The sequence below is a fragment of the Stieleria marina genome (assembly GCA_007741555.1).
Lineage (GTDB): Bacteria > Planctomycetota > Planctomycetia > Pirellulales > Pirellulaceae > K23-9.
Map to the genome: position 1 here is coordinate 7,081,807 of CP036526.1, position 24,612 is coordinate 7,106,418.

Below are 24,612 nucleotides of genomic sequence, written 5' to 3' on the forward strand. Positions count from 1 at the left end.
GCGATCGGCGACCATTGCGCCGCCGAACAACGTTTCCACCTGCACTACCTGGCACAGGCAGCGAGAAAATTCTCAAGAAAGAATATAGCCGCGTTCCTCGTGCTCCGCCAAATCCAGTCCGCGATCTTCCGCCGATCCATCTACGCGAATACCGATCGTCAGCTGAATCAGTTTCAAAATGATGTAGGTAGCCAGCGCGGTGTAAATCGCGCAAGACACGGCGGCCATCAATTGGTATTTCAGTTGACTAGCGATTCCGGCATCGACACCGCTGCCACCGAATTGCTTGGCCGCAAAGACACCACACATGATCGTACCTAGGAAGCCGCCGACCCCGTGAACACCGAAAACATCAAGCGTGTCGTCGTAGCCAAATTTTTGTTTGATCTTGGTTGCGAAAATGAAACAGATCAGTCCCGAAGAGCCACCAATCGCGATTGCACCGACTGGGCCAATGAAGCCGGATGCTGGCGTCACGGCGGCCAATCCAGCAATCGCACCGGTTGCTGCTCCCAGCACACTTGGTTTTCCAAGTTTAATCCACTCGATGGCCATCCAAACCAACGTGGCGACCGACGCGGAAAGATGCGTCACAAAAACGGCCATCGCGGCCGTTCCGTCAGCGGCCAACTGGCTTCCGCCATTGAAACCAAACCAGCCCACCCACAACATCGCGGTGCCTGTCAGCGTCATGGTCAAATTGTGCGGCGGATCCAAATGACCGGGGTAACCTGAACGGGGACCAATCATGATACAGGCTACCAGCGCGGCAATACCGGCGGTGATGTGAACAACAATTCCACCCGCAAAATCTTTGACACCCCAGTCAGCGTATAGACCACCATCGCCCGCCCAAGTCATGTGGCAAATCGGGCAGTAAACCAATAGCAACCAGACGGTCGAAAAAACCAACATCGCCGAAAACTTCATCCGTTCGGCAAACGCACCGACGATCAGCGCGGGCGTAATCACTGCAAACGTCATCTGAAATACGGCAAACAAGATTTCGGGAATCGTTCCCTTCATCGACTCGGCCGTCACGCCACTCATCATGACTTTATCAACGCCACCGATGAAAGAATGAAGGTTGATCGTGCCTTGCTCCATCCCGCCGGCATCAAACGCCAAGCTATAGCCAACGACAACCCAAACGACGCTCATCAGCGCAGTGAGCACCAAGCACTGCATCAGCACTGAAAGCACATTTTTGGTGCGAACCAGACCGCCGTAAAAAAGTGCGAGAGCGGGAATGGTCATGAAAAGGACCAAGCCGGTGGCGATCAGAATCCAAGCGGTATCGCCAGAATTAATGGCGCCCGCTCCGCTTGCCGCGGCCGCAGGCGAGCTATCGAACAAGCTGCCAGCCAAGAAGAGAAACATGCCGACAAACAAACGCTTTGAAAATTGCATCTTCAACACGAGCAAACCGCTCCTCTTTTCTACCTGTTACCGCCTAGTCCAAGTCTGCGAAAGATTAGCCGATCAGCGCGTCAGAGGGAATTAGAGGCACCTCGGTTCAAAACCAATGCCCCCCTGAGTGGGACTTATTTCGCAGCGATGCAAACAAAAAACGGCCGCCGCAAACTGAGTTTGCGACGGCCGTCGAAATTCAAAGATCTAAGACAGATCCGTGCTTATTAGCCTGTGTAGGCTTGCGCACCGTGCTCGGAGAGATCCAAGCCTTCCATCTCTTCTTCGACGGTTACTCGAATGCCCATGATCAACTTCAGAATAAAGAAGACAACCAACGAGAACACAAAGGCAAAGGCACCGATGGCAAACGTTCCGATTGCTTGGGTGACGATGTTGTGAGCAGCGGTTCCGTCCTCATTGACTGCGAAGGAGAAGATTCCGACTGCAAGCGTTCCCCAAACACCACAAACTCCGTGTACCGAAACGGCACCGACTGGATCGTCGATCTTGATACGGTCAAAGAACAAGATCGATCCGACCACCAAGACACCAGCAACCGCACCGATGATGACGGCAGAGAATTCGTCGACGACGTCAGCACCTGCCGTGATACCTACCAGGCCGGCCAAAATACCATTGAGTGCCATCGAAACGTCTAGTTTCTTGATCACGACCCATGAGGTCAAAATGGAGGCTACTGCACCGGCACAAGCACCCAAGCTGGTTGTGACAAAAACGTAGGAGACGGCTTTGGGGTCAGCTGAAAGTGCTGATCCACCATTGAATCCGAACCACCCCAACCAAAGCAAGAAGACACCGATGCCAGCCAAAGGCATGCTGTGACCAACGATAGGTCGGATGCCTTCGGGTGTGTACTTTCCGGTACGAGGGCCCAAGATCAGGACACATGCCAATGCAGCGAAACCGCCGAAGGCATGCACCACGCTGGAGCCTGCAAAGTCGTAGAAGCCCATCGCGTCCAAGAATCCACCGCCCCATTTCCAACCACCTGTGATCGGATAGGCGAAGCCAACTAGCAACATCGAAAACAGCATGAATGTTGGCAATTTAACGCGTTCAGCAACTGCTCCCGAAACAATCGTTGCACCTGTCGCTGCAAACATCGCTTGGAAAATGAAGTCACCCCACCAAGTGTATCCGGCGTTGTAACCAGCCGATGTAAGTGACGTGTCGTTGAGGCTACCTCCGAACCAACTGCCTACGGCAAAAACGCCGTCGACCGCCCATTCGCCAGGATACATCGCGTTGAATCCCCAGGCCGCGTACAGCAGGATACCCGTGCAAAGGATCCAAACATTCTTGAAGATAATGTTGACGGCATTCTTCTTTTGAGTCAGACCACTCTCAAGTGTCGTGAACCCAAGGTGCATGATGAACACCAACGCAGCGGAAATACAAATCCAAAGGTTGTTGACAGTGAAGCCCTCGACGGTGCTTCCCGCGGCAATCGTGGCAGCGTTGTCATCATCCGTAGAGTAAGCGTCTTCACCATCGCCTTCGGCGACAGCAACTTCGGGGGCAGCATCCTCAGCGGCGTCCGCTGAAGTAGTTTCGACCGCAGTATCAGTGTCTGCGGCATCTTGAGACCACGCGGTTTGCATGGGAGTGACCGCGCACGAAATGAGCATGGTCAGAAGTAAAAGGCGCGAAATACGACTCACAATTCTCTCCTAGTAAGGATAGAAAAACAACGAAAGCGCATCACGACTGGTTAATGCAGGTGTACGTCCGCCTACGCAATTTGACAGGCCGCCTTTGGCTCCGGAGTCTACGGAGCACCCATCAATCGCACCAATCTGTGCAGTGAAAAACTTTTTGAAATCAGTTTGTGATTCCGGTTAAAAGCGAACATAGATACGAATCGGACCATTTGAAAGCTCTTGTTTTCAATCTTTTACTGCAAGTGTCGGTCGGCGTCGCTAATAGAAACTGGGGGAAGAAAAGTTGCCTTAGAGACAACCGCGGTCGACGTCGCACACACCGGAACCAGTGCCGCGCGGCGAGCAAACGGCGGCCTGCTGACGGCGAACTTCCACACGAATCGATGTTGCAACGACCATGCAGCTGATCACCGGATCATCGCGATAAAACAGTGAGAAAACCAACCAGACAGAGATCCTAATTGGGATAAACTGGCGATCCTTTCTTAGCCCTGCTCGCCATCGCTGAGCACTGCCATAAACGCTTTTTGGCTGATTTCGACGTTGCCGATCGCCTTCATGCGTTTCTTGCCCTCTTTCTGCTTCTGAAGCAGCTTTCGCTTACGGGTAATATCACCACCGTAGCATTTCGCTGTCACATTCTTTCGCATCGCCGGAACCGTCTCACGAGCAATCACACGACTGCCAATGGCGGCTTGCACAGCGACCTCGAACATGTGTCGCTCGATCTCTTTCTTGAGTGTTTTGGCAACCGCGCGACCACGACGATCCGCGTCCGCTTTGTTGCATACTACGCTCAACGCGTCGACGCGATTTCCATTGACCATGATGTCCAATCGGCAAAGATCAGCCGCTTCGTAACCGACCATCTCGTAGTCCAATGTCCCGTAGCCGCGCGTCGCGCTCTTGATCTTGTCATGCAAGTCATAGACGACTTCAGCCAGCGGGATGTCGTAGGTCAACATCGCTCGGCCCGCCGCCAAATACTCTTGGCTTTGCTGGATGCCGCGACGCTCTTGACATAGTTTCATCACTGCCCCAATAAAGTCATCGGGCACGATCACATTGCAGCGCACGATCGGCTGGCGAAACTCTTCGATGTCACCCGGATCGGGAACATCTTGCGGTTTGTGAATCGTGATCGTCTCGCCGCGTTTGTTGATGATCTCGTAAGTCACGTTTGGCGCGGTCTGAACCAAATCGACATCCGATTCCTTTTCCAAACGTTGTTGCACGATTTCCATGTGCAGCAGGCCCAGGAATCCGCAGCGAAAACCAAAGCCCAACGCGTCGCTGGTTTCCGGTTCGAATTCAAAACTAGGATCGTTTACCGCTAGTCGTTCGAGCGCATCGCGAAGTTCGCTGAAATCTTGTCCATCGCTGGGAAACAATCCGCAGTAGACCATTCGCTTGGGACGCGAATATCCCGGCAATGCTTCGGCCGCTTTGTCGCCGGGGATGCTGATCGTGTCACCAATGTGCACATCCCCCAGACTCTTGATGTTACAAATCAAGTAACCGACTTGTCCCGCGGCAAGCACATCGGTCGACTGACGCTGAGGTGCAAAGCGACCGAGTTCAACCACTTCGTGAGAGGTACCCGAACGCAGAAACGCGATCTTTTGACCCTTTTTGACGGTGCCCTGCATGATTCGCACGTACGTGATCGCGCCGCGATAATCGTCGTAGTTTGAATCAAACACCATCGCTTGCAACGTGGCTTTGGGATCTCCAGTTGGCGGCGGAATGTGTTCGATGATTGCATCGACCAATCCATCGACACCTTCACCCGTTTTGGCGCTGACACGCACGCATTCATCGGGATCTGTGCCCAACGAATTCATCATTTCTTCGGCAACTTCGTCCGGTCGTGCGTGCATCAAATCGATCTTGTTGATCACCGGGATGATCTTCAAATCATGCTCCATCGCAGCGTAAGCGTTCGCAACAGTTTGAGCTTCGACGCCCTGAAACGCATCGACCAACAGCAGCACACCCTCGCAACAAGCCAGCGAACGGGAAACTTCGTACTGAAAATCCACGTGGCCAGGCGTGTCGATCAGGTTCAGTTCGTACTTTTTGCCGTTACGTTCAAATTGCATCACGACCGCGCGCGCTTTGATCGTGATGCCGCGCTGACGTTCGAGCTCCAGATCGTCTAGCAACTGCTCTTTCATTTCACGGTTGCTGACCGTGCCGGTGTGTTCCAGCAATCGATCCGCCAGCGTGCTTTTGCCGTGGTCAATGTGAGCGATGATTGCAAAATTGCGAATATGAACGGACATCGATTCTCTTAGGATGCTTCCGACGCAATTCGCGTCTTGAGTTGTTCGTCGAGGTATTCTTTGCGAGCGTAACCAGCGACGCCCAAGTAGCCAGCGTCGGCGCCTAGCGAGGCAAAGGTAATGGTCGTGCCATCGAAGACATTGGGAAAAGTACGTTCGCGAAAAGTCTCTGAAATTTTGCTTCGGAACCGCTCGCCGATGGGATCACCAGGGCCACCAAAGTTCATTGCCCCGCCCAGCACCACGCTGCCGGGGTCCAACGTGTGAACCAAAGTCGTGATTCCAATGCCGAGCCAAAAACCTGTTTCGTCCACGATCTCCAAAGCCAATTCGTCCCCAGCAGCGGCCGCTTCGTAGACTCGTTTGGCAGTCAGTTCTCGGTCGGTGCCACCCAAGTGCCCCCGCAGCACGCTTTGCGATCCATCGGTCAACCGTCCGTGGGTCCGCTGCACAACACCACTAGCCGATGCGTAGGCTTCCAAATGACCGCGACCACCCCCCCAGACACAAAGCTGGGCTGTCGGCGACGGATCAACCAAAATATGACCGCATTCGCTACCGCAACTATTTACACCGTTGACCAGTTCGCCGTCGACGATAATTCCACCACCAACACCGGTACCAAGCGTCAACAGCACCATCGATGGCTGGCCCTTGGCACTACCGAGCCAAAATTCTCCGTACGCCGCCGCGTTTGCATCGTTGAGAAACGACACTGGCCGACCGAGCAATTCGGCCACCGTGTCGCGAATCGGGTAGTCCCACCAGGACGGTAGCTGCGGAGGCGCGACCAAGTATCCACGCGGTAAATCCATCGGTCCGGGGGCTCCCAAACCAATGCGTGGGATGTCGGCTCGGATCCCCAGCTCTTGTTCGGCATCCGTGATAACTTTGGCGACGTGCTCCATCGCGGCCCGGGGGCCTTCGGATTCGCGAGTCGGAATGCGATGATAGGAAAGAGTCTGGCCAACATTGTCGACCAAACCAATTTTGATTCCCGTTCCCCCGACATCGATGCCCCAAAATGACGGCCCCTTGGCGTCGGCGGGACTGGTCAATTTTTTAGAATGCGACATGGAGCGACTAAAGTGCGTAGACGATGGCGTTAAGAGTAGTCGGAGTATAGGAGCGGCCCTGAATTGCCACAACGAGCGTTTTTACTTACCAAAGCGTGGCTGCAATGCAGCGGGAGCCTGAACCGGTGAAGATTGTTTATTTGACTGCGGGAGCCGCCGGGATGTACTGCGGTAGCTGCATGCACGACAACCAGCTAGCTGGCGCCCTGCGCGGCCGCGGAGTCGACTGTGTATTGCAACCGCTCTACACCCCCATCCGCACGGACGGAAAGAGCGTCGCACAGGAAAACGTCTTTTTTGGCGGGATCCAGGTTTATCTGCTTCAGCAAATGCCGTGGCTGCGATTTTTGCCAACACCCTTGCTCCGTATGCTTGATTGGCCACCTTTGATTCGATGGGCCACCGCACGGGCAAGTTCGACAGATGCGGCCAAACTTGGTGCATTGTCGGTTTCGATGCTCCAAGGCTCTCATGGTTACCAAGCCGCTGAAGTCCGGCGACTGACCCACTGGATGGCCAACGAAATGCGTCCCGACGCAATCGTGCTCACCAATCTGCTGATTGGCGGCGCGTTGCCCGAAATCCGATCTGCCTTGCCAAACACAAAGATCGCGGTCGTCTTACAGGGCGACGATATTTTCTTGGATCATCTGCCGCCGAAATTTCGCGACGAAGCAATCTCGCTTTGCAGTGGATTGATTCAAGAGATCGATCACGTGATCGTCAACAGCAAGTTCTACGGCGAAAAGATGGGCGCGATGTTGTCGATTCCCAAAGAGAAGATCGTGGTGACGCCTCTCTCCATCGACCTGGCGCCTTTCGATTTTGCTCCGCAGAATGCAGAGCCTGTTCAGAGTAACGCTGACGATGTTTTTCGCCTGGGATACTTGGCAAGAATTGCACCGGAAAAAGGACTGCATCACTTGGTCGATGCATTCGTCCATTTAGCAAGCCAGAAAAGTCACTCCGATCTAGAGCTTCACGTCGCAGGATGGCTGGGCGAATCAAACCGCGCGTATTTCGATCAACTGCAAACGCGAATCGCAGATGCTGGTTTGGCGGATCGTTTTTACCACCATGGCAGCCCCGATCTAAACGAAAAGATCGCGTTCCTTCGCAAGCTGGATTTACTAAGCGTGCCCACGGACTACGAAGACCCCAAGGGGCTGTTTGTATTGGAGGCACTGGCTGCTGGTGTGCCGGTGGTGCAGCCCAATCATGGCGCGTTTGGTGAACTGATTCAATCGACCGGCGGTGGCGTCACCTTCACGCCCGGCGATGCCGCGGAACTGGCCGGTGCCATTGAAAAGCTAAAACTGGATATCGACGAACGCCTGCGTCTCGGACAAATAGGGCACGCGGGTGTGCATGCAAGACACTCCATTGAAAACGCCGCCCAACATCTGATCGATGTATTGGACTGATCCACAGAACTGATGCACTGGACGGCTTGCCTGGTCAGCAACTTGCAAAAGAGTGGGGGTTGTTAGGTCGTCGCTAGATAGACACCAGACCTCTGCGGCACAACGATCAGCTTGCGGTGTTATCGCGCCGAACTCCCTCACGCCTCATCGTCAGTTCGCGGTCAACCGACCGGCCCGACGTAAACACATGCGGAATGAAGCTGTTTTGGTCCAGCGGAATTTCTGCGCTGACGGTGACTTCTTCCGTGGTTCGATCGATTGTGTTCGGCGTAACGGTCACGGTCACGTTGTTCAGCCCCAACGAATTTAGAATCAAGCGGGCTTCGGCTTCAGCTTCGGCCGCGGTAGCACCCGGAATAATCGCCACTCGAGCGCCTTCGTACACGGCATTGTCAGCGGTGTGCCGGATCATGTTGACGCGGCAAAATTCGAATGCGGCAAAGAAAAACAGGAACAAGATCGGCGCAACAATAGCAAATTCGACCATTGCCGCACCCTGGCGATTCTTTGCACCGAGTCGCTTGACCGGCCGGTTTTGGCGGAAATTCTTGACGTGTAATTTCATTTTGAAAAACGCTTATTAGTTTTCAGTTGTGTCGACAACGCGGGAACGTGACTGGTGGCTATTCCGTCATCACGGTGCTGAGAGTCAATGCGATTTCGCGGTAGATGTCACGAAGCTGTTCGCCAGTCAAAGCGTGGAAGTGTTGTCCGCCGCCAATTTGGGCGACTTCACGCATCCGTGGTTGATCCGCGTCGGCACCAAAAGTAATCGTGTGAATCTGCACCCCGTCAGCAGCCAACTGAGTCGCAACAGTCCGCGGCTCGGGGCCACGATTGTGACGACCATCGGTCATCACGATAAACGTCCGTTCGACAAACTCGGCACCACGACTGGCGTCCATCAATGTCTTTCCGGCGGACATGCCGCGAGAGATACTGGTAAATCCGCCAACAGGCAAACTGGCCATCGAAGTCGAAATCAAATTCAGGTCGGTCGTCAAAGGAACATCCGCGGTTGCCCGATCGTTGTACGATGCCAATCCAACGCGTTCCTCCACAGCCGTTTCTGCCAGCGTGTTGTTGAACACATCGATCGCGGAAACTAAGTCTGTAAATTTCTGTCCTAGCATCGATCCACTACGGTCCACGACCAACACGATGTCGCGTTCGATATAAGTAGCAGCTGAAAGCGCCGATGGCTCAAAGAACTCGACCCCCATGATATTGCCAAAGAACAATGGAACGGGTCCGGACGCCGACCCAACCGTTCGCCGTCCGCTCACGCGTACGCTGTTGGTAGGAAACCGACTGTTATCAAACTGAAACTTCCCGGCTCCATTGGCCCGGGCGTTCCCAAATTCAAAGTCACCGGCGACCAGCTGCAGGGGATCCGTCGCAACGGTGTTCTGTGCAGCGATCGATTGTCCTCTGGCAATGGCCAAGTCGCGGTCTTGCGAAATCGAAAGCTCGATCGCAGCTGCCTTCGACGCAGCATCCGTGGCAGTGCGAAGTTCGGTCCGCGTCAAATGCATATGCGCAATGTCCACGGTAAAGGCGACGGTTGCCATGAATGCAATCAGCATGACTGCGATCAAGACCAGCATCGCGCCTTTACGATTGCGTTGTGCACGTCGGGTGTTCTGTAAGTTAATCAGGAAGTTCATTCTTTTACCATCACGACGCGGGCGGTTAGCAAACGGTTAGTCAAAAATTGTCCGGCCAACGGGCTGTTGGACTCGGTCGGAGCCGAGACTTCAATCACGACTTCTTCCCCCCGATTTGCATTCGCGACGTCTCCGCTGGGAAACGCGACCGCGAAGCCTTGTACATTTCGTGCGACCAAAATATTTTCGGCGCGATCCGTGGCATCGCCGTCGGTCGACCCCTTGCGGATCGCTTCGCGGATGCCTTCATAGGCAGCCACGTTGAGCGACTGTTTCAAAAAGATAAAGCTAGACGCTTCGATCGATCCAAACACAAGCAGGACCAGGACCGGCAAACAAACGGCAAATTCAGCAGCGGCCACACCGCGACGTCGCTTGGATTTGCTTTTACGCGAATGCTGGAGGGAGTTTGCGACTTTTGGCATCACGAACACTTTGATTGAGAGCTTTATAGAAACGATGCTACAGACTGAATCGAATCGCTTGACTAAGCGTTTTCGTTGTCTGCTTTTTCGACCTCAGTACCAAGATCGCTACGATCCACCAGGGCATTAAAATCGGTTGCAATGGATTGCCAGAAATCGCTGCCGCGAAAGTGCAATGGTTTGACTTCGCGTCCAGCTTTGGCATCCGCCAAAGCGCCACGCAAACGCATGATAGGACCCGCAAAACGATTGGTCAGCTTCAACGTGTCCAGCACAAACGCTGGAATCAATGCGGCCGTGATCACAAAGAACGGCAAGAATCGTCGCATCGTGTCAGCGAACGTTTGTCCCCAAGCAACATCGGGCTGCTCAAACAAACGAATCCAAATCATCAATGCAATCGCATTGCAGACAAAGAACAAGACCCAGTGAATCGCGATCTTGCGAAGAATCCCGCCCTGAACTTCAGGGTCGACCATGGACTTGGTGCGTTTGATGATGGTCAAAGACATGGAAGCTGCCTGCCGAAAGTATCGTTGGAATGTTGTTGTGCGCGAAAATCGTTCTCGCGACTTTTTTTCGCGAAACGAGCGAGCGGATCACAGATCCTCTCACTTTGAATCTACAACACTTTCAACGAATCCAACGCTCAGCTAAGAAAAACGGACAGCAAAGTCGACGCAGCCGCGCTGTCCGGCGCGACTATCACGTTTTGCAACGGATGATGCGATCAAGCAACCAACTGCGCAGCAGTTGCAAACGCTACAACCCGATCCACTGGCTACTTCACAAAGTACTCGGCTGGAAACTTCGCCTGCGGAGCCTTCGCGGGATCGCGGGCGGGAAATCTGGGACCGCGATCTTCCAATAGCGGCACTTCGCGACCACCACTTTCAAACAGCATCTTCCAAAGCTGCTGGTTCATCTGTTCGATCCGCTCAGCATGCTCAGGCACATCGATCAAGTTTTTCATTTCGCCTGGATCCGTTTCCAGATCATAAAACTCGTCGCGATCCCATAACCCGTGGACGCGAATGTACTTGTAACGTCCGCCAATGATCGCATGCAGCGTCGGCGTATGGGGATAATTGCGTTCCCAGTAGTACTCGTACAGCAGGTGTTTGCGTTTGAGCTGCGTTGCATCGCCCGCGCACAAAGCCTTCCAAAAACTGGTCCCATCGGCGACTGCCAATGGAGCTGCTCCGGCGGCTTCAAGCAGCGTCGGACCGATATCGATATTGCCGACCAAACCATCGAACTGAATGCCCGCTGGAATGTGCCCTGGAGCGGTAATCAACAGAGGCACTTTGGCACTAGCTTCATACGCTGTCCGTTTATCAATCAATCCATGATCACCAAACTGAAAACCGTTATCCCCCATGTAGACGACGATCGTGTTGTCGCTCAAGCCCTTTTGATCCAGAAACGCATTGAGCTGGCCGACACTATCGTCGACCGCCAAAAGTGATTCGCAGTAGCGACGGTAGTAGATCTCGGGGGAAAAGTTTTTGATGTTGTAGCCAAAGTCGACGCCATGTCGGCTGTTCCGCTGGTTTCGCAACCACATCGGTAATTTGCCCGCGTCCATTTCCGCCACTGACGGAGTCCGAATGGGAAGAACACTGTCTTCGTAGCGACCACGATGACGGTCCGCTGGCACAAAATCGGCATGCACGGCCTTGTGACTGACATAAAGGAGGAACGGTTTCTTGCTTTCCCGGTTTGTCAGCCAATCGATCGCGTACTCTGTCAATTCATCGGTGATGTATCCCTTCTGCGCGATTCGCTTGCCGTTGACATTGAACCCGTCATACGTCGTTTGCGGGACCTCGCGCGTCGTGCCATGCCCGTCCGGCCAGTACGTGCCTTGGCCTTTGAACGCGACCCAGTGGTCAAATCCTCGCTGCGGATCGTCGATGTCTCCGCCCATGTGCCACTTGCCAATGAACGCGGTCTCGTAGCCAGCAGTTTGCAATTGCTCCGGAAAGAAAACGAGCTTCGGGTCGACCGGATGGTAGTTGTCGACGACCCGATGATTGTGAGCGTACTGTCCGGTAAAAATCGACGCGCGACTGGGCGAACACAGCGAAGTCGTGACGTAGGCATGCGTCAACATTGCTCCGTCGCGTGCCAGCGCATCGATGTGAGGTGTTTCTAAGAACGGATGCCCCGCCGCACCCAGGCAATCAAACCGATGGTCGTCGCAAAGCACGAACAAAATGTTGGGCGGATTCTTCTCGGAGCCTCGTACTGAACCATGGAAAGGAACAAGCAATGCCAGAGCGAGGAGGGGAAGCAGTGTTTTCACAAGTAAGACCGATTTCGACAGGGGCGAGATAAGGCGGCGCACCGTAACGTTGGGTGGAAAACGGATACGAGACAAACGACAGCACACAGTCTATCGCACACGGCATAGGGTGCTACTTCGCCAGCCCGCACTACCCGATCGTCACGCTGCAATGAAAACCGCTGCATCGCAAGCCACGCAGATGCCACACCGAGATGCAATGTCGTGCAGCGACATGCAGCGGATGATAAACTGCGACGATTATCTTCACTCAGGGAATGTTCGATGCACCATGCTTTGTTTTGCTGCCTGTACGCTTCACTTGCCGTGACCAGCGTTGCTTTTTCGCAAGAATCCACTTCAAGCGACAACGCCACCCAATACGTGTGGCCCGATTTGGCACCGGGCGAAACGTCGCGCAGCCACGGAGAAACGCTGCCGATGCGACCGCAGGACAATCCACCAATCACGCGTGTCGAAAAGATCCGTCGACCGACGATCGCCGTTTTTCCCGCAACAAAAAACGCGAACGGTTCGGCCGTCGTGATCCTGCCAGGCGGCGGTTTCGGCCGCGTGGTGCCTGACATGGAGGGCAGTGAAGCAGCCAAGTGGCTCAACGAACTAGGCGTCACGTGTTTCGTGCTCAACTACCGAACCAACGAAGTAACGCCCAAGGACGAACCCTCTTGGAAACGCCCTTTGCAGGACGGCCAACGAGCGATTCGGTGGGTGCGTGCCAATGCGGCGAAGTGGAACTTGAAGCAAGACAAGATTGGCCTACTTGCCTTTTCCGCGGGCGGGCAAGTCGGGTCGATACTGATCACAGCAGACGAAGCGGCGTACGATGCGATCGACGACATCGACAAACAATCGTTTCGTCCCGATTTTGCGATGCTGGTCTACCCGTGGCGTTGCTACGACAAAGCAACGGACGCACTTTTGCCACAAATCAAAGTGTCACCAAAGACGCCGCCGACGTTTACCGTTCACACCAGCGATGACAATTCCACTTCGCTGGGCGCGGTCTATCTGTATGCCGATCTAAAGAAGAATAATGTGCCCGCCGAATTGCATGTTTATGAAAACGGCGGTCACGGCTATGGCACTCGTGACCGAAAGAATTCCAACATCGGAACTTGGACCGATCGCGCAACCGATTGGCTGGCGCGAAAGCTGTAGCGTCACTTGAAGACGGCCCGGACTACTTCTTGGGCGCTGGCAATGCCGCGTCTGTCTCGACTTCGACCTTGACTTCCGCAGCAAGCTCTTTAGCCGAAGCTTCTTCGGATTTCGGTTCTTCCTCCGACTCCGAAGCGTTGGTTGCCTCAGCAGCTAGCGATGCTTTGTCTTCCTCGGTTGCGATGACGGGAAACGCTTGCATCGGTGCCAACCCCCGGTCGACGATCCAGATGTTACGAAAACGAACCGGATCACCGTGATCTTGAATCCGAATCGGTAACAACAGCGGCTCCTCGGTTTTGCCGGCGCCCGTTTTTGATGGCAGAGCCACGTCGTCTTGCACCTTGACGCCGTTGATCCACGAACTGATGTGCGCGTCACGCAATTTTGACCCGTCGGATGCCCAACGTGGCGCCGTGAACTGCACATCGTAGGTTTGCCACACCAACGGCGGGAAAGCCATATTCAGATCAGGTGTCTTCATTCGGTACAAAGCACCAAGGCCGTTAAAAACAGGCTCGGTTCCGAACGAATCGAGCACTTGGCACTCGTAACGACTCTGCAAATAGAGTCCGCTATTTCCACGCTGTTGCCCATCTGCCAACGGCATGTAAGGCAAACGAAACTCGACGTGCAAGTTAAAGTCTTGAAACATGGGCTTGAAATCACTGCCCTGCATCAACAACCCATCTTTGGTCATTTGACCGCTGGTGAAATGGTCGATGTTCGTCCCATCAAACACTACCAACGCTTCCTCTGGCGGCTTTGCCCCCAAGGTTGGGCTGCTTCGTTCAACACGCTCAAGCGTGCCCGCCAGTGTGCCGTCGCGACCAACCAGTCGACACTCTTGCTCGTCGACAAAAATGGCCCAGGGTCCACCCGAGAGCACCAAAAAATCACCAGCACGCCGACCGATCATTTTGGTTAGCCCCGGCTTGTGACCTTCCTCGCCAGGCAGTCCACCAAAGTAGGACACTGCCTCGAAGTCTTCTTTGCCGGTCGGACGAACTTGGATCCCAAGGATCTGCTGCTCTGCGTTTTTGCCTTCGCCAGACTCCGCCAAAGTCACAGGCCCAACGAATTCGCCCATCAGCCGATAGCTGACATCCTTCTTAGGCGGTTCCGTGTAGGCAGGGCCTTTCTCGGGCTTCTTGTTGCCGTGATCCTGCGCGTGCGATTGGAAGGCAAAGGAAACGAACAGCGGTACGAAAGTAGCAAGGAAGAGCTGGCGTAGGGGCATCGAAATCCGATCCAAAAAAATTGATGTGTAGCACGGAGACGGGGGCTGGCCATAGATTAATCAGCCCCCACGCCAAAGGCGAGCAAATGACGCCGAATCCGTCTGCACGCGGCGAATTTACATCCGTACATCCCCGCTGGACCGCATGACCTCACCACCGCCGTTCGGTTCGATTTGCGATAAATTGGTAGAAACGACCGGGCAAACGCTCTGACCGTCGTTCCGACACCACGAATTAAGCCCAACCGATGCCCCTCTCCATTTCACGACGGCAAGCACTGACCACGGCCACCGCAGCACTTCTGACCGCGCGGACGGCAAGCCTCATCGCGAACGACAAAACGCCGCCGAGCAAAACCCATATCGCTACAAACACCTACCCTTGGCGAACGTTCGCACGGCGCGCGGGGCAGTCGTATCAGCGTCACACCGATCAGCTGTTGCAAAACATCGCCAGCACCGGCATCGTCGGTTACGAACCGATTATCGATTCGCCGACAGAACTGGATGGATTGGGCGACCGGCTAACGAAGCACGGGCTGTACATGCGTTCGATCTACGTCAACAGCGTGTTGCACGACACGGCCAAAGTAGATCAAAGCGTGGCAGCAGCAATGGCGATTGCCAAACGTGTTCGCGATCTGGGCACGTCCATCGTTGTCACCAATCCATCACCAATTCGCTGGGGAGGCGACGAAGACAAAGACGATTCCCAGCTGCGATTCCAAGCCAAGTCGCTCGATGAACTTGGCAGCGAACTACGCAAGCTCGGCCTGACCCTGGCCTACCACAACCACGATGCCGAACTACGAAACGGAGCTCGAGAGTTCCACCATATGCTGACTGCGACAAAACAGGAAAATGTCAAATTTTGTCTCGATTCTCACTGGGTCTTTCGCGGCTGTGGTGATTCCGAAGTCGCGGTTTTAGATGCACTGGACCACTACCGCGACAGAATTGTGGAACTTCATCTCCGCCAATCAACCAACGGTGTGTGGACCGAAGCGTTCGCAATGCAAGGCGACGTCGACTACCAGGCGATTTTCCGGCGGCTCCATGAATCCAACATCCATCCGCATTTGGTGTTGGAACAAGCCATCGAACAGAAATCGCCCAACAAGCTTTCCGCGACCCAGGCTCACAAACAAGGGCAACGCAATCTGACCAAGGCTATCAGCTGAACAGTGAAACGATCGCCGTCCCATCAAGCATCTGAAACGGATAGAGTCCTTGGCGGACGATGGCGCTAACGCCAACCCAACAGACCGACTAACTTTTCGCCCAGTCGTCTGCTAAGTCTGACTTTTTCGACCGCAAAATTTCAATGATCGCTTTACGTGTCGGTTCATCCAAGTGTTTGTATTTGGAAGCGTTGTTTTTGCCGGTCAAGACATCTGCCAGCTGCCGATAGATTTCCGCTCGCAGTGATTCATCCAATGCGTCAAACGACGACGAGTGAATCAGGTAGCTGCAGGGATAGCGAAACAACTTGGTTTGCAAATCAAAATCGCGAAGAGAGCGTTGTTGATCATCCTGAAGTCCGCGGCTGGTAAATTCGGTTGCGAACACGACGGAGCCTTTGACGGGTTCGTCCAAAGCGGCTTCATCACAGAAAAGCATGTAGTCGACGACCGGCTCAGCCGCTTGCTGAATCAGCACGGTTAGTTCCTGATCATCAAGCTGGTCGTGGCGATGTTTGCGAACGGTAAAATTCGCACGAACCATGGTGTTGTACATCTGCGTCTGATGCTCCAACACCATCAACGCGACGATATCGCTGTACGGCGTCAACCAATCAAACGATTCAAACTCTTCACGCAAACTAAGCAAATTGCTGCTTCGATCCGTATGCAGTTTGCCGCCCCGCAGCACGGCGTTGCCCATGTGCTTCGCATCACCGTGCCGGCCCGTCACGTACCATCCTCCCCATCGCTGCTCCAGGGGACTGGAGTGATCGGTCACGTAGGAAAGCAACTGTGAATCGATACTCCCGTCCACATTTGGCATCACACTCCGAACGGTATGGCCGGGAATCCCCTGGGTCATCGACGTCGCGTGACACGAAAGACAGTCATAGTCGGCGCGCTGCACATCGGCTTTCCAAGGCTTCATTTCGACCGTGTAAAAAGCTGCCCCCAGCTTGGGATCGTCCGTCGAAATCTCCATGATCGAACTTCCTCGAACCCAGCCGACGTAGGTGTTGTCGTTGAAATAAATCGCACGTGGATTTCGCTTGGAGATATAACGCACTTGCATGCTGGTTTTGGAAAAGACCAGCACCTGGGAAGACTCGCTGATATTGAGCTCGCGTAGCACCGACTTCAGGTAGCCGTGACTGCGGTCATAGTCCAGTTTCAAGTCGCCGGAATTCAGTCGATCGATCAACCGCGATACAACGTTGTCGTCCTTGGTGTCGCTGTACTTAATCGGGGGTTCTTCGATATCGATCGCCATCTGCGCTGATGCACGTGGAACATTCCAGCACATGATCGCCAAGACACCGGTTACCAGGCAGCGTTGAATCGTCAATCGAAATTTCATCGTGTGGCTGCCAAATGGTATTTTTTGAACTCCGGCTTTGTCGCGAGCAAAACATCGCGAATTTCGCTTCGCATTTCCGCCGTCAAATGCTCAAACGCTTCATCGTCGTCGTCACCGGCAAGGATCGCGGCAAGACGCGTCATGATCTGATCGCTCATCAAGGGCGGCAGCGCATCAAAAGCGGCTGAGTGGATCAAAAAGCTGCATGGATAGCGAAACAATCGCGTCTCCAGATCGAAGTCGCGAAGCGATCGTCCCTGCGTATCTTCTTTGCCACGAGAACGAAACTCCTCTGCAAATCCCGATGATCCTGTTACGGCGTCGGTCAGCTGAAACTCATTGCTCATCAACAAGTATTCCAAAACGTTGTCCGCTGCTGCCGTGATTCGTCGCTGCGCACTTTCGCTGACATGATCCGGTTCACGATCGAGCAGCTTGTTCATCTGATACGACTGATGGAGTGCTTGACGTGTTTCGTAATTGGCTGCCGCAATCGCGTTGTGCATCTGGGTTTGATGCTCCAACACCATCAAAGCAACAATATCACTATGCGGTGAAAGATAAGATTCGGCGCGAAAATGCTCTGACAAATCGACTTTGTTGGCACCAATGTCACGATCAAACTTGTACTCATCATCAATGCAAATTTGATTGCCCATGTGCCGCATCGAACCATGCTTGCCGGTCACGTACCAGCCACCCCAGCGATCGTGAAATTTGCTGGTGTGATCCGTCGTAAACGTCCCGCTGCCCAGCTTAGGGCGTCCCGCTCCATCAGCAAAAACGCTTCGCACCAAGTACCCCGGTACGTTCTGGGTGCGATTCGAAGCGTGGCAAGTCAAACAGCCTCCGCGGTCGCGAACAAATTGCGGCGCTCCTTCTTCGGATTGCTTCAATGTGTAAAACGTGGCACCTTGCTTGGGATCCGTCGAAGCAAACTCCAACACGTCGCCTCGCTGACAGAATCCAACATAAACGTCATCGTTGAAATAGAGTGCTCGCGGCAACCGCGGTGAAATGCGATGCAGCTGCAAGCTGGTTTTCGAGAAAACCAGCATTTGCGAACTGACGGGTACGTCCAGTTCTTTCAAAACCGATTTCAGATAACCAAACGTGTCGTCATAATCTAGCTTGGCTTCGCCACTTTCGATCTTGGCAGCCAATTTAGCGACCGGATCGTGGACCGGAGCATTCAAATAGTCGATGGGCGGCTGTTCAAAACCATTGCGTTGGGCATTGGCTAGTGGCGATGTCGCCAGCAGCACCAGAATGCCCAGAAGTTGGAATTTATTTGGATTCATGATTGATCCTCTTGAGAGCAAGCTGCTGCGTTCAAGTAGTTGCAGCCAAATCTTGGAGCGGCCCGAAAAACTCGAAATGGATTCGTGATTCATCCACGCCTAGTTCATTGAGAATGCTGGCCACATTTTGCATAAACGGTTTGGGGCCGCAAAAGTAAAACTGAGCGTCAGCGACGGGCGCCCATTCACGAATCAGATCCGTATCGATCAATCCGGCCGAGTCGCATTTGCCTGATGCGACATCGTCATCAAGCGGTTGATCGTAAATCACGTGAGTTTGCACGTTGCTGGCCGACGTTTTCAGCGATTCGACTTCTTCGCCTAACGCGTGAACACTGCTGTTACGTGCAGCCTGCATGAAATAAACCTGCGTTGACGGTTGCGATTGGACCAAAGATTTTGCCATCGACAACAGTGGCGTCACACCAATGCCGCCGGCAATCAAGACGACCGGCGTGTCAATCGACTGCGAAACATCCAGCACAAATTCTCCACACGGCGGCCCAATCTGCAACACATCGCCCTGTCTGACTTGATCATGCAAGTAACTGGAAATCAGACCGTCCGGCGTCGTGGCGTTCGTCGGCGATTCGCGTTTCACACTGATGCGATAATGCGATTGCCCTGGCGCATCAGACAGGCTGTAGTTGCGTGGTGACGTGGGAGTGTCGGGATGATCGACCTTCAGTGTGATGTATTGCCCCGGTACGAAGTCGCGAACCTGACCCCCGTCGGACGGTTTCAAGTAGAACGACGTGACAACATCACTTTCCTCTTGCTTACGTTCAACAAAAAAGTCTCGATACCCACTCCAACCGCCAGGCGCGTCTGCTTGATCGGAATACACATCAGCTTCGCGATCGATACAAACATCCGCAAGCAAACCGTAGGCTTCGGCAACTGCTTCGATGATTTCGTCGGTCGCTCCCTCGCCCATGACCTCCTTGATGGCGTCAATCAAATGCTTGCCGACGATCGGATAGTGCTCAGGCTGAACTCCCAGCGAGCAGTGTTTTTGGGCAATCAGTTCGACAGCAGGTCCTAACGCGTCCAAGTCGTCGATGTGCGTAAAGTAAGCGCAGATTGCGCCCGCTAGAGCAGACTGCTGGCCACCAGAATGCTGGTGTGCCTGATTGAAAAACGCTTTGACTTCTGGGTTGCCTGCAAACATCCGCTGATAAAAACAGCAAGTGATTTTCTCGGCGTTGGAAGCAACCGCGGGCGTAATCTCTTTAACGATCTGGATCGTTTTGTCACTCAGCATGAACGCATTCCACAGGTTGCGGGGAGAGGGGGGGTGAGGGCGGGCTTTGCAGTCCGTGACGTTGCCAAACCACTGCAGGGCAACTAAACTTCCTACATACACCCCAGGGTACAGATTACATATCTGCACGTCAACGTACACTATTTAGCCGAATGGCAAATTGAGCCAAAAAGATGCTTTCTAAGACCGCGGAATATGCTCTTCGAGCGATTGCCTGCATGGGCAGCCAAGTCGGAACGCCCGCTTCGGCAGACTATTTGGCTAAGCAAACCAAAGTGCCGCGGCGTTATCTGACTCGCGTTTTGCAAGACTTGGCAGCTGCCGGCTTGGTGCGGTCTCGTCCCGGCCCGGGCGGAGGTTACGAGCTAGACCAACCCACCGAAACGCTAACAATCTTGGACGTCGTCAACTCGGTTGCACCGGTCGAACGAATCCGAAGTTGCCCGCTGGGCCTGAAGACGCACACAAAGCTTTGCCCGCTCCACGCTGAACTGGACAAAGCGTACGCGGCGACCGAAACCGCCTTCCGAGGCGTCACCATCAAGCAGCTCGTCGAATCGGCCAGCCCGATTGTGCCGCTCTGCGAAAGCACTTCCTGACGCGACAAACCAGCGAGCGGCCCCAAAAGCAATTCTCGTTTCGGCGTTGTGTTGAACGTCATTGATACAGCTCTCGTGATGACGGAAAGTTGTCGGCGTATCGCTCGTGCCAAAAACTCATGCCGTGAGTTCGTGTCATTCGAGCTATACGTGGACAAGAACAATCCGCGCCCAGTTTTCCTCTTCAAGCTGACAACTCTTCAAGCTGACAATCTGTACGTTGAAAATTCGCACCTACTGCTTCAGCTTTTCACCGCCAGCTCGGGTGATCATTTTCTTCAGCTCCTCGGGGTCCAGTTTTTCTTTCTCAACCACACTGCCATCGGCCATCACGTAGAGCATTGGGTGAAAGAATTCCACGTCACCATCCAAGTCCTGCGGCTTCGTCCACAGCATCGTGTCTTTTGTTTCGACAAATAGCAAGGTATTGGACGTGCCATCAATCATTTCATGCATCTTGATTCCCGCTTCTTTTCCTAACGCACTTGCGCCAGTGGCGTAACCCAGATAGTTCGTGTGACCAGTTGGTTGGTCTGCATCGGCCCGCGGACTGCGGAAGACGGCTGGCATCTCTTCAAGCAATTTTAGGTTGTGCTCACTGTCCCAGGTTTCAGTGAAGTCGTATTTGTCATACACGTCTTGTCCGTCGATAAATGGCAGAATCGCCACTCGCCAACTGAATGGTTTGGTGTCTTTCGTGCCATTGCCAGCCGCTCCTTCTTTGCGATTCTGCGACCCCGGACAGATGTGATACTCGGTGTAAAAATTGTGAAAGCCAAAGGCAAGGAGCCGCAAATTTTTCCGCGATTCGTTGATGGCTTCAGCCGAGTGAAACTGTTTGAGCGATTGCACGCCTTGCTCCAATCCCTTCTTCTGTGCTTGGAGTAAGGGATTGAGCACCTTCATTTGATTTACATCTGTGATGCCGTCCGACAAAGCTTGAAGCTGCGAAGCGGAAGCAGGAATGTCTGCCACACGAGTCAAATTGACCTCAACGCTAGCGGATTCATCAACCAACGTGAGACGTCCGTTCTTGAGGAAACACTTCATATTCCACGGACGAGCACTACCGCTGACAACCAAGTCGAGCTTCCATTGAACATCGATAGGAATGATGGGCGCGAATTGCTTTGTCGGTTCAGTTGTGAACGTGCCCGAAACAACTGGCGGGTTTTTATTCGCTGCCAATGCCCCATATGCAAAATGGTCGCCGTCAAACATCCAGATTTGCTGTGGAGCTTGTGACATTCCAGCCAGTTCTAACCTTGTCTGCCAAATGCCTTGCAAACGCTCATTTGGCGACATTGGTTGGTTCATGTTTGTCGCCTGGTCATCCGTCGGAACGGCCGACGTGAAAATGTCATGCAACCGTAAACGCTCGTCATTGCTGAACTTGCCAGATATCACCAATCTGTTGCTAAGTGGGGACATGATTCTTGGAGCCTGGACGATCCGTCCGTCGGCAATGACCGCCAGTTCGCGTTGAATGTTATCACTAGTTAACTGTTTCATTGCATTACCAAGATCATCGTCGAATCGAAGATTGATCCCATTGTGTTCGTTTATCACGTCAAGAACGTGCCCCTCTATCTGAGACCAAGGCAGGCTGGATTCGGAATTGGTCTTCACCAACGCATACCGCAGGCCATCCTTGGTGCCTGTCACAGGTGCGTTAGCGTCATCGGCGATAGGCATCCAGCGAAGAGTCTGCTTTCCCAGTTCATACTTTCCGTTTCGCAACTGTGCCTTGGCGTCGTCGATATCCAAAACCTCAGTCGCTTTGACGCAAACGGCCAGCATCAGCCTGTCCGACGGTTTCAAGTTAGCCTTTGCGGTTTCTGAATTGCGGGGCAGCGTCTTCTGGTGAACATCCGCTTGCGAGCGAGAATCACTCTTGGCAGCGTCCGGCATCTCCCCATCATCAAACACGGCGACCTGCGCACCGTTGATTGGCAATTTGATTTTGGTCCCGTCGGGGTAGGTGATTTCGAGAAACAATCCCAGCATCAAACCAGCGATACCGCCAAAGAATCCCATTGCGATTGCGGCGGTGATTGGCACGCGCCGTTTAAACCACGACTGCGTTTTCGCGGATGTTGTCGATAGCAGCGGTGCCTTGGTGTTGGGCGACGATTCGGTCGCCGCGTTTACCAGTTCGATCAGCTCACTTCCGGCGGAGTGGTGCGACAAGATGCGGGCAATCTTGCTGGGTGACTGAGGACGACTGCTCAAATCTTTGGACAGCATACTGGCAAGCATTTTCTGCACTGGTGCTGGCACGTCGTCGCGAAAGTCCGCGATCAACGGCGCCGGTGTTGAAACATGCGCCGTCATCTTGGCAAAGGCCGTTGAGTGCTGTGCGTCGGCGAACGGTGCACTGCCAGTGAGTAGCTTGAACAACGTGCAGCCAAGCGAGTAGATATCGGCTCGCATATCAACACTGCGACTGTCGGTGACTTGTTCGGGAGCGATATAGTCGGCCGTTCCGATCGCTTGGCCGGTGCCCGTGATTTCTCGCGAACTGTCCTCGGAAAGCGCCAGCCGCGCCAGGCCTAGGTCCAGTACTTTTACTTCGCCAGTGCAGCTGAGCATGATGTTGGACGGTTTGATGTCGCGATGCACAAACCCTTGGTCGCTGGTGTACTGAAGCGCGGCGGCGACTTTGGCAATGATCTGGCAAGCGTCGTTGACTTTCAAAGGTCCAATCCGTGCGACCAGTTGCCCCAGATCAAAGCCGTCGATGTATTCCGTCACCAAGACCGCCGTGCCATCCACTTCGCGTGCGTCGTGCGCGGTGACAATGTTTGGATGGCTCAAGCGTCCCACGGCTTGCATCTCGGCATCGAATCGCGACTTCATTTTTGCATCGGCCAAGCGATGACTGGCCAAAACTTTCAACGCAACTTCGCGGCCCAGCTTCGTATGACGCGCCAGATAGACATGGCCCATCCCGCCTCGACCAATCGGACGAACGATTTCGTATTCACCAATTGTTGCTGGAAGCTGAATCTCGGTGGCGGTGATCGAGTCGGTCGCCTGGGCAAGCGCCCCGAGCGCTTTGGCCAAGGCCAATTGGCAGTCAGGCTCCTTTTCTAAGCCAATCAAATCGTCGGGGGCTCGAAGCGAACTGATCAACGAGTCTTCGCCATCGTCGATCGTTTCAAGTTCCGATTGGCAGTCGTCGCAGGTTTGCAGGTGCGAAAGCAAGTCGTCGCTTTCGTTTACAGCCAAACACCCCAGCGAGAAGGCGCGAAGTCGATCGGCGGTCGGGCACTGGGTTGCAGTCATCATCTTATTCTCGCTTGTAAAAGTGTTCGCGTCAGGCCCTGGTGGGCTGTCATAGCGTTTGCTTATGTCAGCCGCGGGCGCTAGCCACGGGAATTCTGCGGCATTCCCATCCGCATCGCCTAGCCGTTTTCTGCGGTGCAATCGAACATGCTCTGCATCAAATAAATTCACATTCTGGGTAAATGCCCGTGGCTAGCGCCAGCGGCTCACTGAAGGGGTCGCTACCAGATGAACGCAGGCGTCTGACACGACTTTTGCAGAATTTGTTTTCGAGCGTTTTTTCCGGCAAATATCGCTGGATTCGCTGTGCTACGATATCGTCCATGAACACACACTCGTCTGATCCGCCTCCCGCCGAACACCCGACTTTGTCGAGCATGTTTCTTGAAGGTGTACAGACGATGCAGCCAGAATTTTGGAGCCGTCTGGTCCATACGTTTGGTCCAATCGTCTATCGCTGGTGCCGTTCATCGGGGGTGAGCGAGTCCGATTCGCCCGATGTCGTGCAGGAAGTCTTTGCTTCGGTGGCGAGAGGCATTTCGGATTTCCAGCGTCAAAAAGAGTCCGGTAGTTTTCGGTCTTGGCTGGCCACGATCACGCGGAATCGAGTTCGTGATTACTTTCGCCGTCAAGCACGTCAGCAGTCGGCGGCCGGTGGGACCGAGGCGTTCCAATTTTTGCAACAACAAGCCGACGTGATCGACGAATCAATTTGCGGTGATTCGATTGACAGCCCATTGGTGCGTCGAGTTCTCAAGAGCGTGCGAGTCGAATTTGAAGAAACCACATGGAGAGCGTTTTGGCTGACCACGATCGAATCACAGTCGCCAAGTCTTGTTGCTGATTCGACGGGCCTTTCCGTCGCCAGTGTTTACCAAGCCAAATCCAGAATCCTTCGGCGGCTGCGACAGGCGATGGCTGAGTTACCCACCTAATGTTGC

The 24,612-nt window shown here is 53.9% G+C and carries 19 protein-coding genes; 5 read left to right on the forward strand and 14 right to left on the reverse strand.

Annotated elements, in window-relative coordinates:
• Window positions 1–72 precede the first annotated feature (72 nt).
• From K239x_RS25105 to K239x_RS25120, 4 genes are all read right to left on the reverse strand, one after another.
• Window positions 73–1,410, reverse strand: a complete 1,338-nt coding sequence (locus tag K239x_RS25105; RefSeq protein ID WP_419190117.1) for an ammonium transporter — start codon at window positions 1,408–1,410, stop codon at window positions 73–75.
• Between the two features lie 227 nt (window positions 1,411–1,637).
• Window positions 1,638–3,062: an ammonium transporter gene (locus K239x_RS25110; RefSeq protein ID WP_419189374.1), complete on the reverse strand. Its 1,425-nt coding sequence runs from the start codon at window positions 3,060–3,062 to the stop codon at window positions 1,638–1,640.
• Between the two features lie 518 nt (window positions 3,063–3,580).
• A complete protein-coding gene (lepA, locus tag K239x_RS25115) occupies window positions 3,581–5,380 on the reverse strand; it encodes a translation elongation factor 4 (RefSeq protein WP_145421053.1) in 1,800 nt (599 codons plus the stop codon).
• A gap of 8 nt (window positions 5,381–5,388) precedes the next feature.
• The gene (locus K239x_RS25120) at window positions 5,389–6,456 is read right to left on the reverse strand and encodes an ROK family protein (protein ID WP_145421054.1); all 1,068 of its coding nucleotides are present in this window, start codon (window positions 6,454–6,456) and stop codon (window positions 5,389–5,391) included.
• A 125-nt stretch (window positions 6,457–6,581) separates the two neighbouring features.
• On the opposite strand from K239x_RS25120, the gene K239x_RS25125 reads away from it, so the two are divergent.
• Complete coding sequence (locus K239x_RS25125) at window positions 6,582–7,880, forward strand: glycosyltransferase family 4 protein (protein ID WP_145421055.1); 1,299 nt, start codon at window positions 6,582–6,584, stop codon at window positions 7,878–7,880.
• A gap of 106 nt (window positions 7,881–7,986) precedes the next feature.
• Here K239x_RS25125 and K239x_RS25130 read toward each other — a convergent pair whose 3' ends face one another.
• The 5 genes from K239x_RS25130 to K239x_RS25150 all read right to left on the reverse strand — a co-directional run bounded on the left by K239x_RS25130 (window position 7,987) and on the right by K239x_RS25150 (window position 12,280).
• Complete coding sequence (locus tag K239x_RS25130; RefSeq protein ID WP_145421056.1) at window positions 7,987–8,445, reverse strand: TadE/TadG family type IV pilus assembly protein; 459 nt, start codon at window positions 8,443–8,445, stop codon at window positions 7,987–7,989.
• 58 nt (window positions 8,446–8,503) lie between these two features.
• Entirely contained in the window at window positions 8,504–9,547 is a 1,044-nt protein-coding gene (locus K239x_RS25135; RefSeq protein ID WP_419189375.1) for a vWA domain-containing protein, read from the reverse strand.
• Window positions 9,544–9,972, reverse strand: coding sequence for a TadE/TadG family type IV pilus assembly protein (locus tag K239x_RS25140; RefSeq protein ID WP_419189376.1), 429 nt, complete (start codon window positions 9,970–9,972; stop codon window positions 9,544–9,546). The genes K239x_RS25135 and K239x_RS25140 overlap by 4 nt, the downstream gene beginning before the upstream one ends.
• 62 nt (window positions 9,973–10,034) lie before the next feature.
• Complete coding sequence (locus K239x_RS25145) at window positions 10,035–10,484, reverse strand: hypothetical protein (protein ID WP_145421057.1); 450 nt, start codon at window positions 10,482–10,484, stop codon at window positions 10,035–10,037.
• Window positions 10,485–10,753: 269 nt separating this feature from the next.
• The gene (locus K239x_RS25150) at window positions 10,754–12,280 is read right to left on the reverse strand and encodes a sulfatase family protein (RefSeq protein ID WP_419189377.1); all 1,527 of its coding nucleotides are present in this window, start codon (window positions 12,278–12,280) and stop codon (window positions 10,754–10,756) included.
• A gap of 264 nt (window positions 12,281–12,544) precedes the next feature.
• Between K239x_RS25150 and K239x_RS25155 the strand changes: the two genes are divergently transcribed.
• Entirely contained in the window at window positions 12,545–13,438 is an 894-nt protein-coding gene (locus K239x_RS25155; protein ID WP_145421058.1) for an alpha/beta hydrolase, read from the forward strand.
• A 22-nt stretch (window positions 13,439–13,460) separates the two neighbouring features.
• Here the strand turns inward: K239x_RS25155 and K239x_RS25160 are convergent, their stop codons facing one another.
• Window positions 13,461–14,678, reverse strand: coding sequence for a 3-keto-disaccharide hydrolase (locus K239x_RS25160; protein ID WP_145421059.1), 1,218 nt, complete (start codon window positions 14,676–14,678; stop codon window positions 13,461–13,463).
• Window positions 14,679–14,926: 248 nt separating this feature from the next.
• Here K239x_RS25160 and K239x_RS25165 point away from each other — a divergent pair, with 248 nt between their 5' ends.
• Window positions 14,927–15,859 (forward strand): sugar phosphate isomerase/epimerase family protein, encoded by a 933-nt coding sequence (locus K239x_RS25165; RefSeq protein WP_145421060.1) that lies wholly within the window; start codon window positions 14,927–14,929, stop codon window positions 15,857–15,859.
• Between the two features lie 88 nt (window positions 15,860–15,947).
• Here K239x_RS25165 and K239x_RS25170 read toward each other — a convergent pair whose 3' ends face one another.
• From K239x_RS25170 to hmpA, 3 genes are read right to left on the reverse strand one after another with little or no spacing between them, the layout of a single operon-like run.
• Window positions 15,948–17,219: a hypothetical protein gene (locus tag K239x_RS25170; RefSeq protein ID WP_419189378.1), complete on the reverse strand. Its 1,272-nt coding sequence runs from the start codon at window positions 17,217–17,219 to the stop codon at window positions 15,948–15,950.
• Window positions 17,216–18,520, reverse strand: a complete 1,305-nt coding sequence (locus tag K239x_RS25175; protein ID WP_145421061.1) for a hypothetical protein — start codon at window positions 18,518–18,520, stop codon at window positions 17,216–17,218. Before K239x_RS25175 ends, K239x_RS25170 begins: the two co-directional genes overlap by 4 nt.
• 31 nt (window positions 18,521–18,551) lie before the next feature.
• Complete coding sequence (gene hmpA / locus K239x_RS25180; protein ID WP_145421062.1) at window positions 18,552–19,784, reverse strand: NO-inducible flavohemoprotein; 1,233 nt, start codon at window positions 19,782–19,784, stop codon at window positions 18,552–18,554.
• A gap of 173 nt (window positions 19,785–19,957) precedes the next feature.
• Between hmpA and K239x_RS25185 the strand changes: the two genes are divergently transcribed.
• Window positions 19,958–20,383: an RrF2 family transcriptional regulator gene (locus K239x_RS25185; protein ID WP_145421063.1), complete on the forward strand. Its 426-nt coding sequence runs from the start codon at window positions 19,958–19,960 to the stop codon at window positions 20,381–20,383.
• A 234-nt stretch (window positions 20,384–20,617) separates the two neighbouring features.
• Here the strand turns inward: K239x_RS25185 and K239x_RS25190 are convergent, their stop codons facing one another.
• Window positions 20,618–23,674: a protein kinase domain-containing protein gene (locus K239x_RS25190; protein WP_145421064.1), complete on the reverse strand. Its 3,057-nt coding sequence runs from the start codon at window positions 23,672–23,674 to the stop codon at window positions 20,618–20,620.
• Window positions 23,675–23,994: 320 nt separating this feature from the next.
• Between K239x_RS25190 and K239x_RS25195 the strand changes: the two genes are divergently transcribed.
• On the forward strand, window positions 23,995–24,606 hold the full coding sequence (locus K239x_RS25195; RefSeq protein ID WP_419189379.1) for an RNA polymerase sigma factor: 612 nt from the start codon (window positions 23,995–23,997) through the stop codon (window positions 24,604–24,606).
• The last annotated feature ends 6 nt before the right edge of the window (window positions 24,607–24,612 follow it).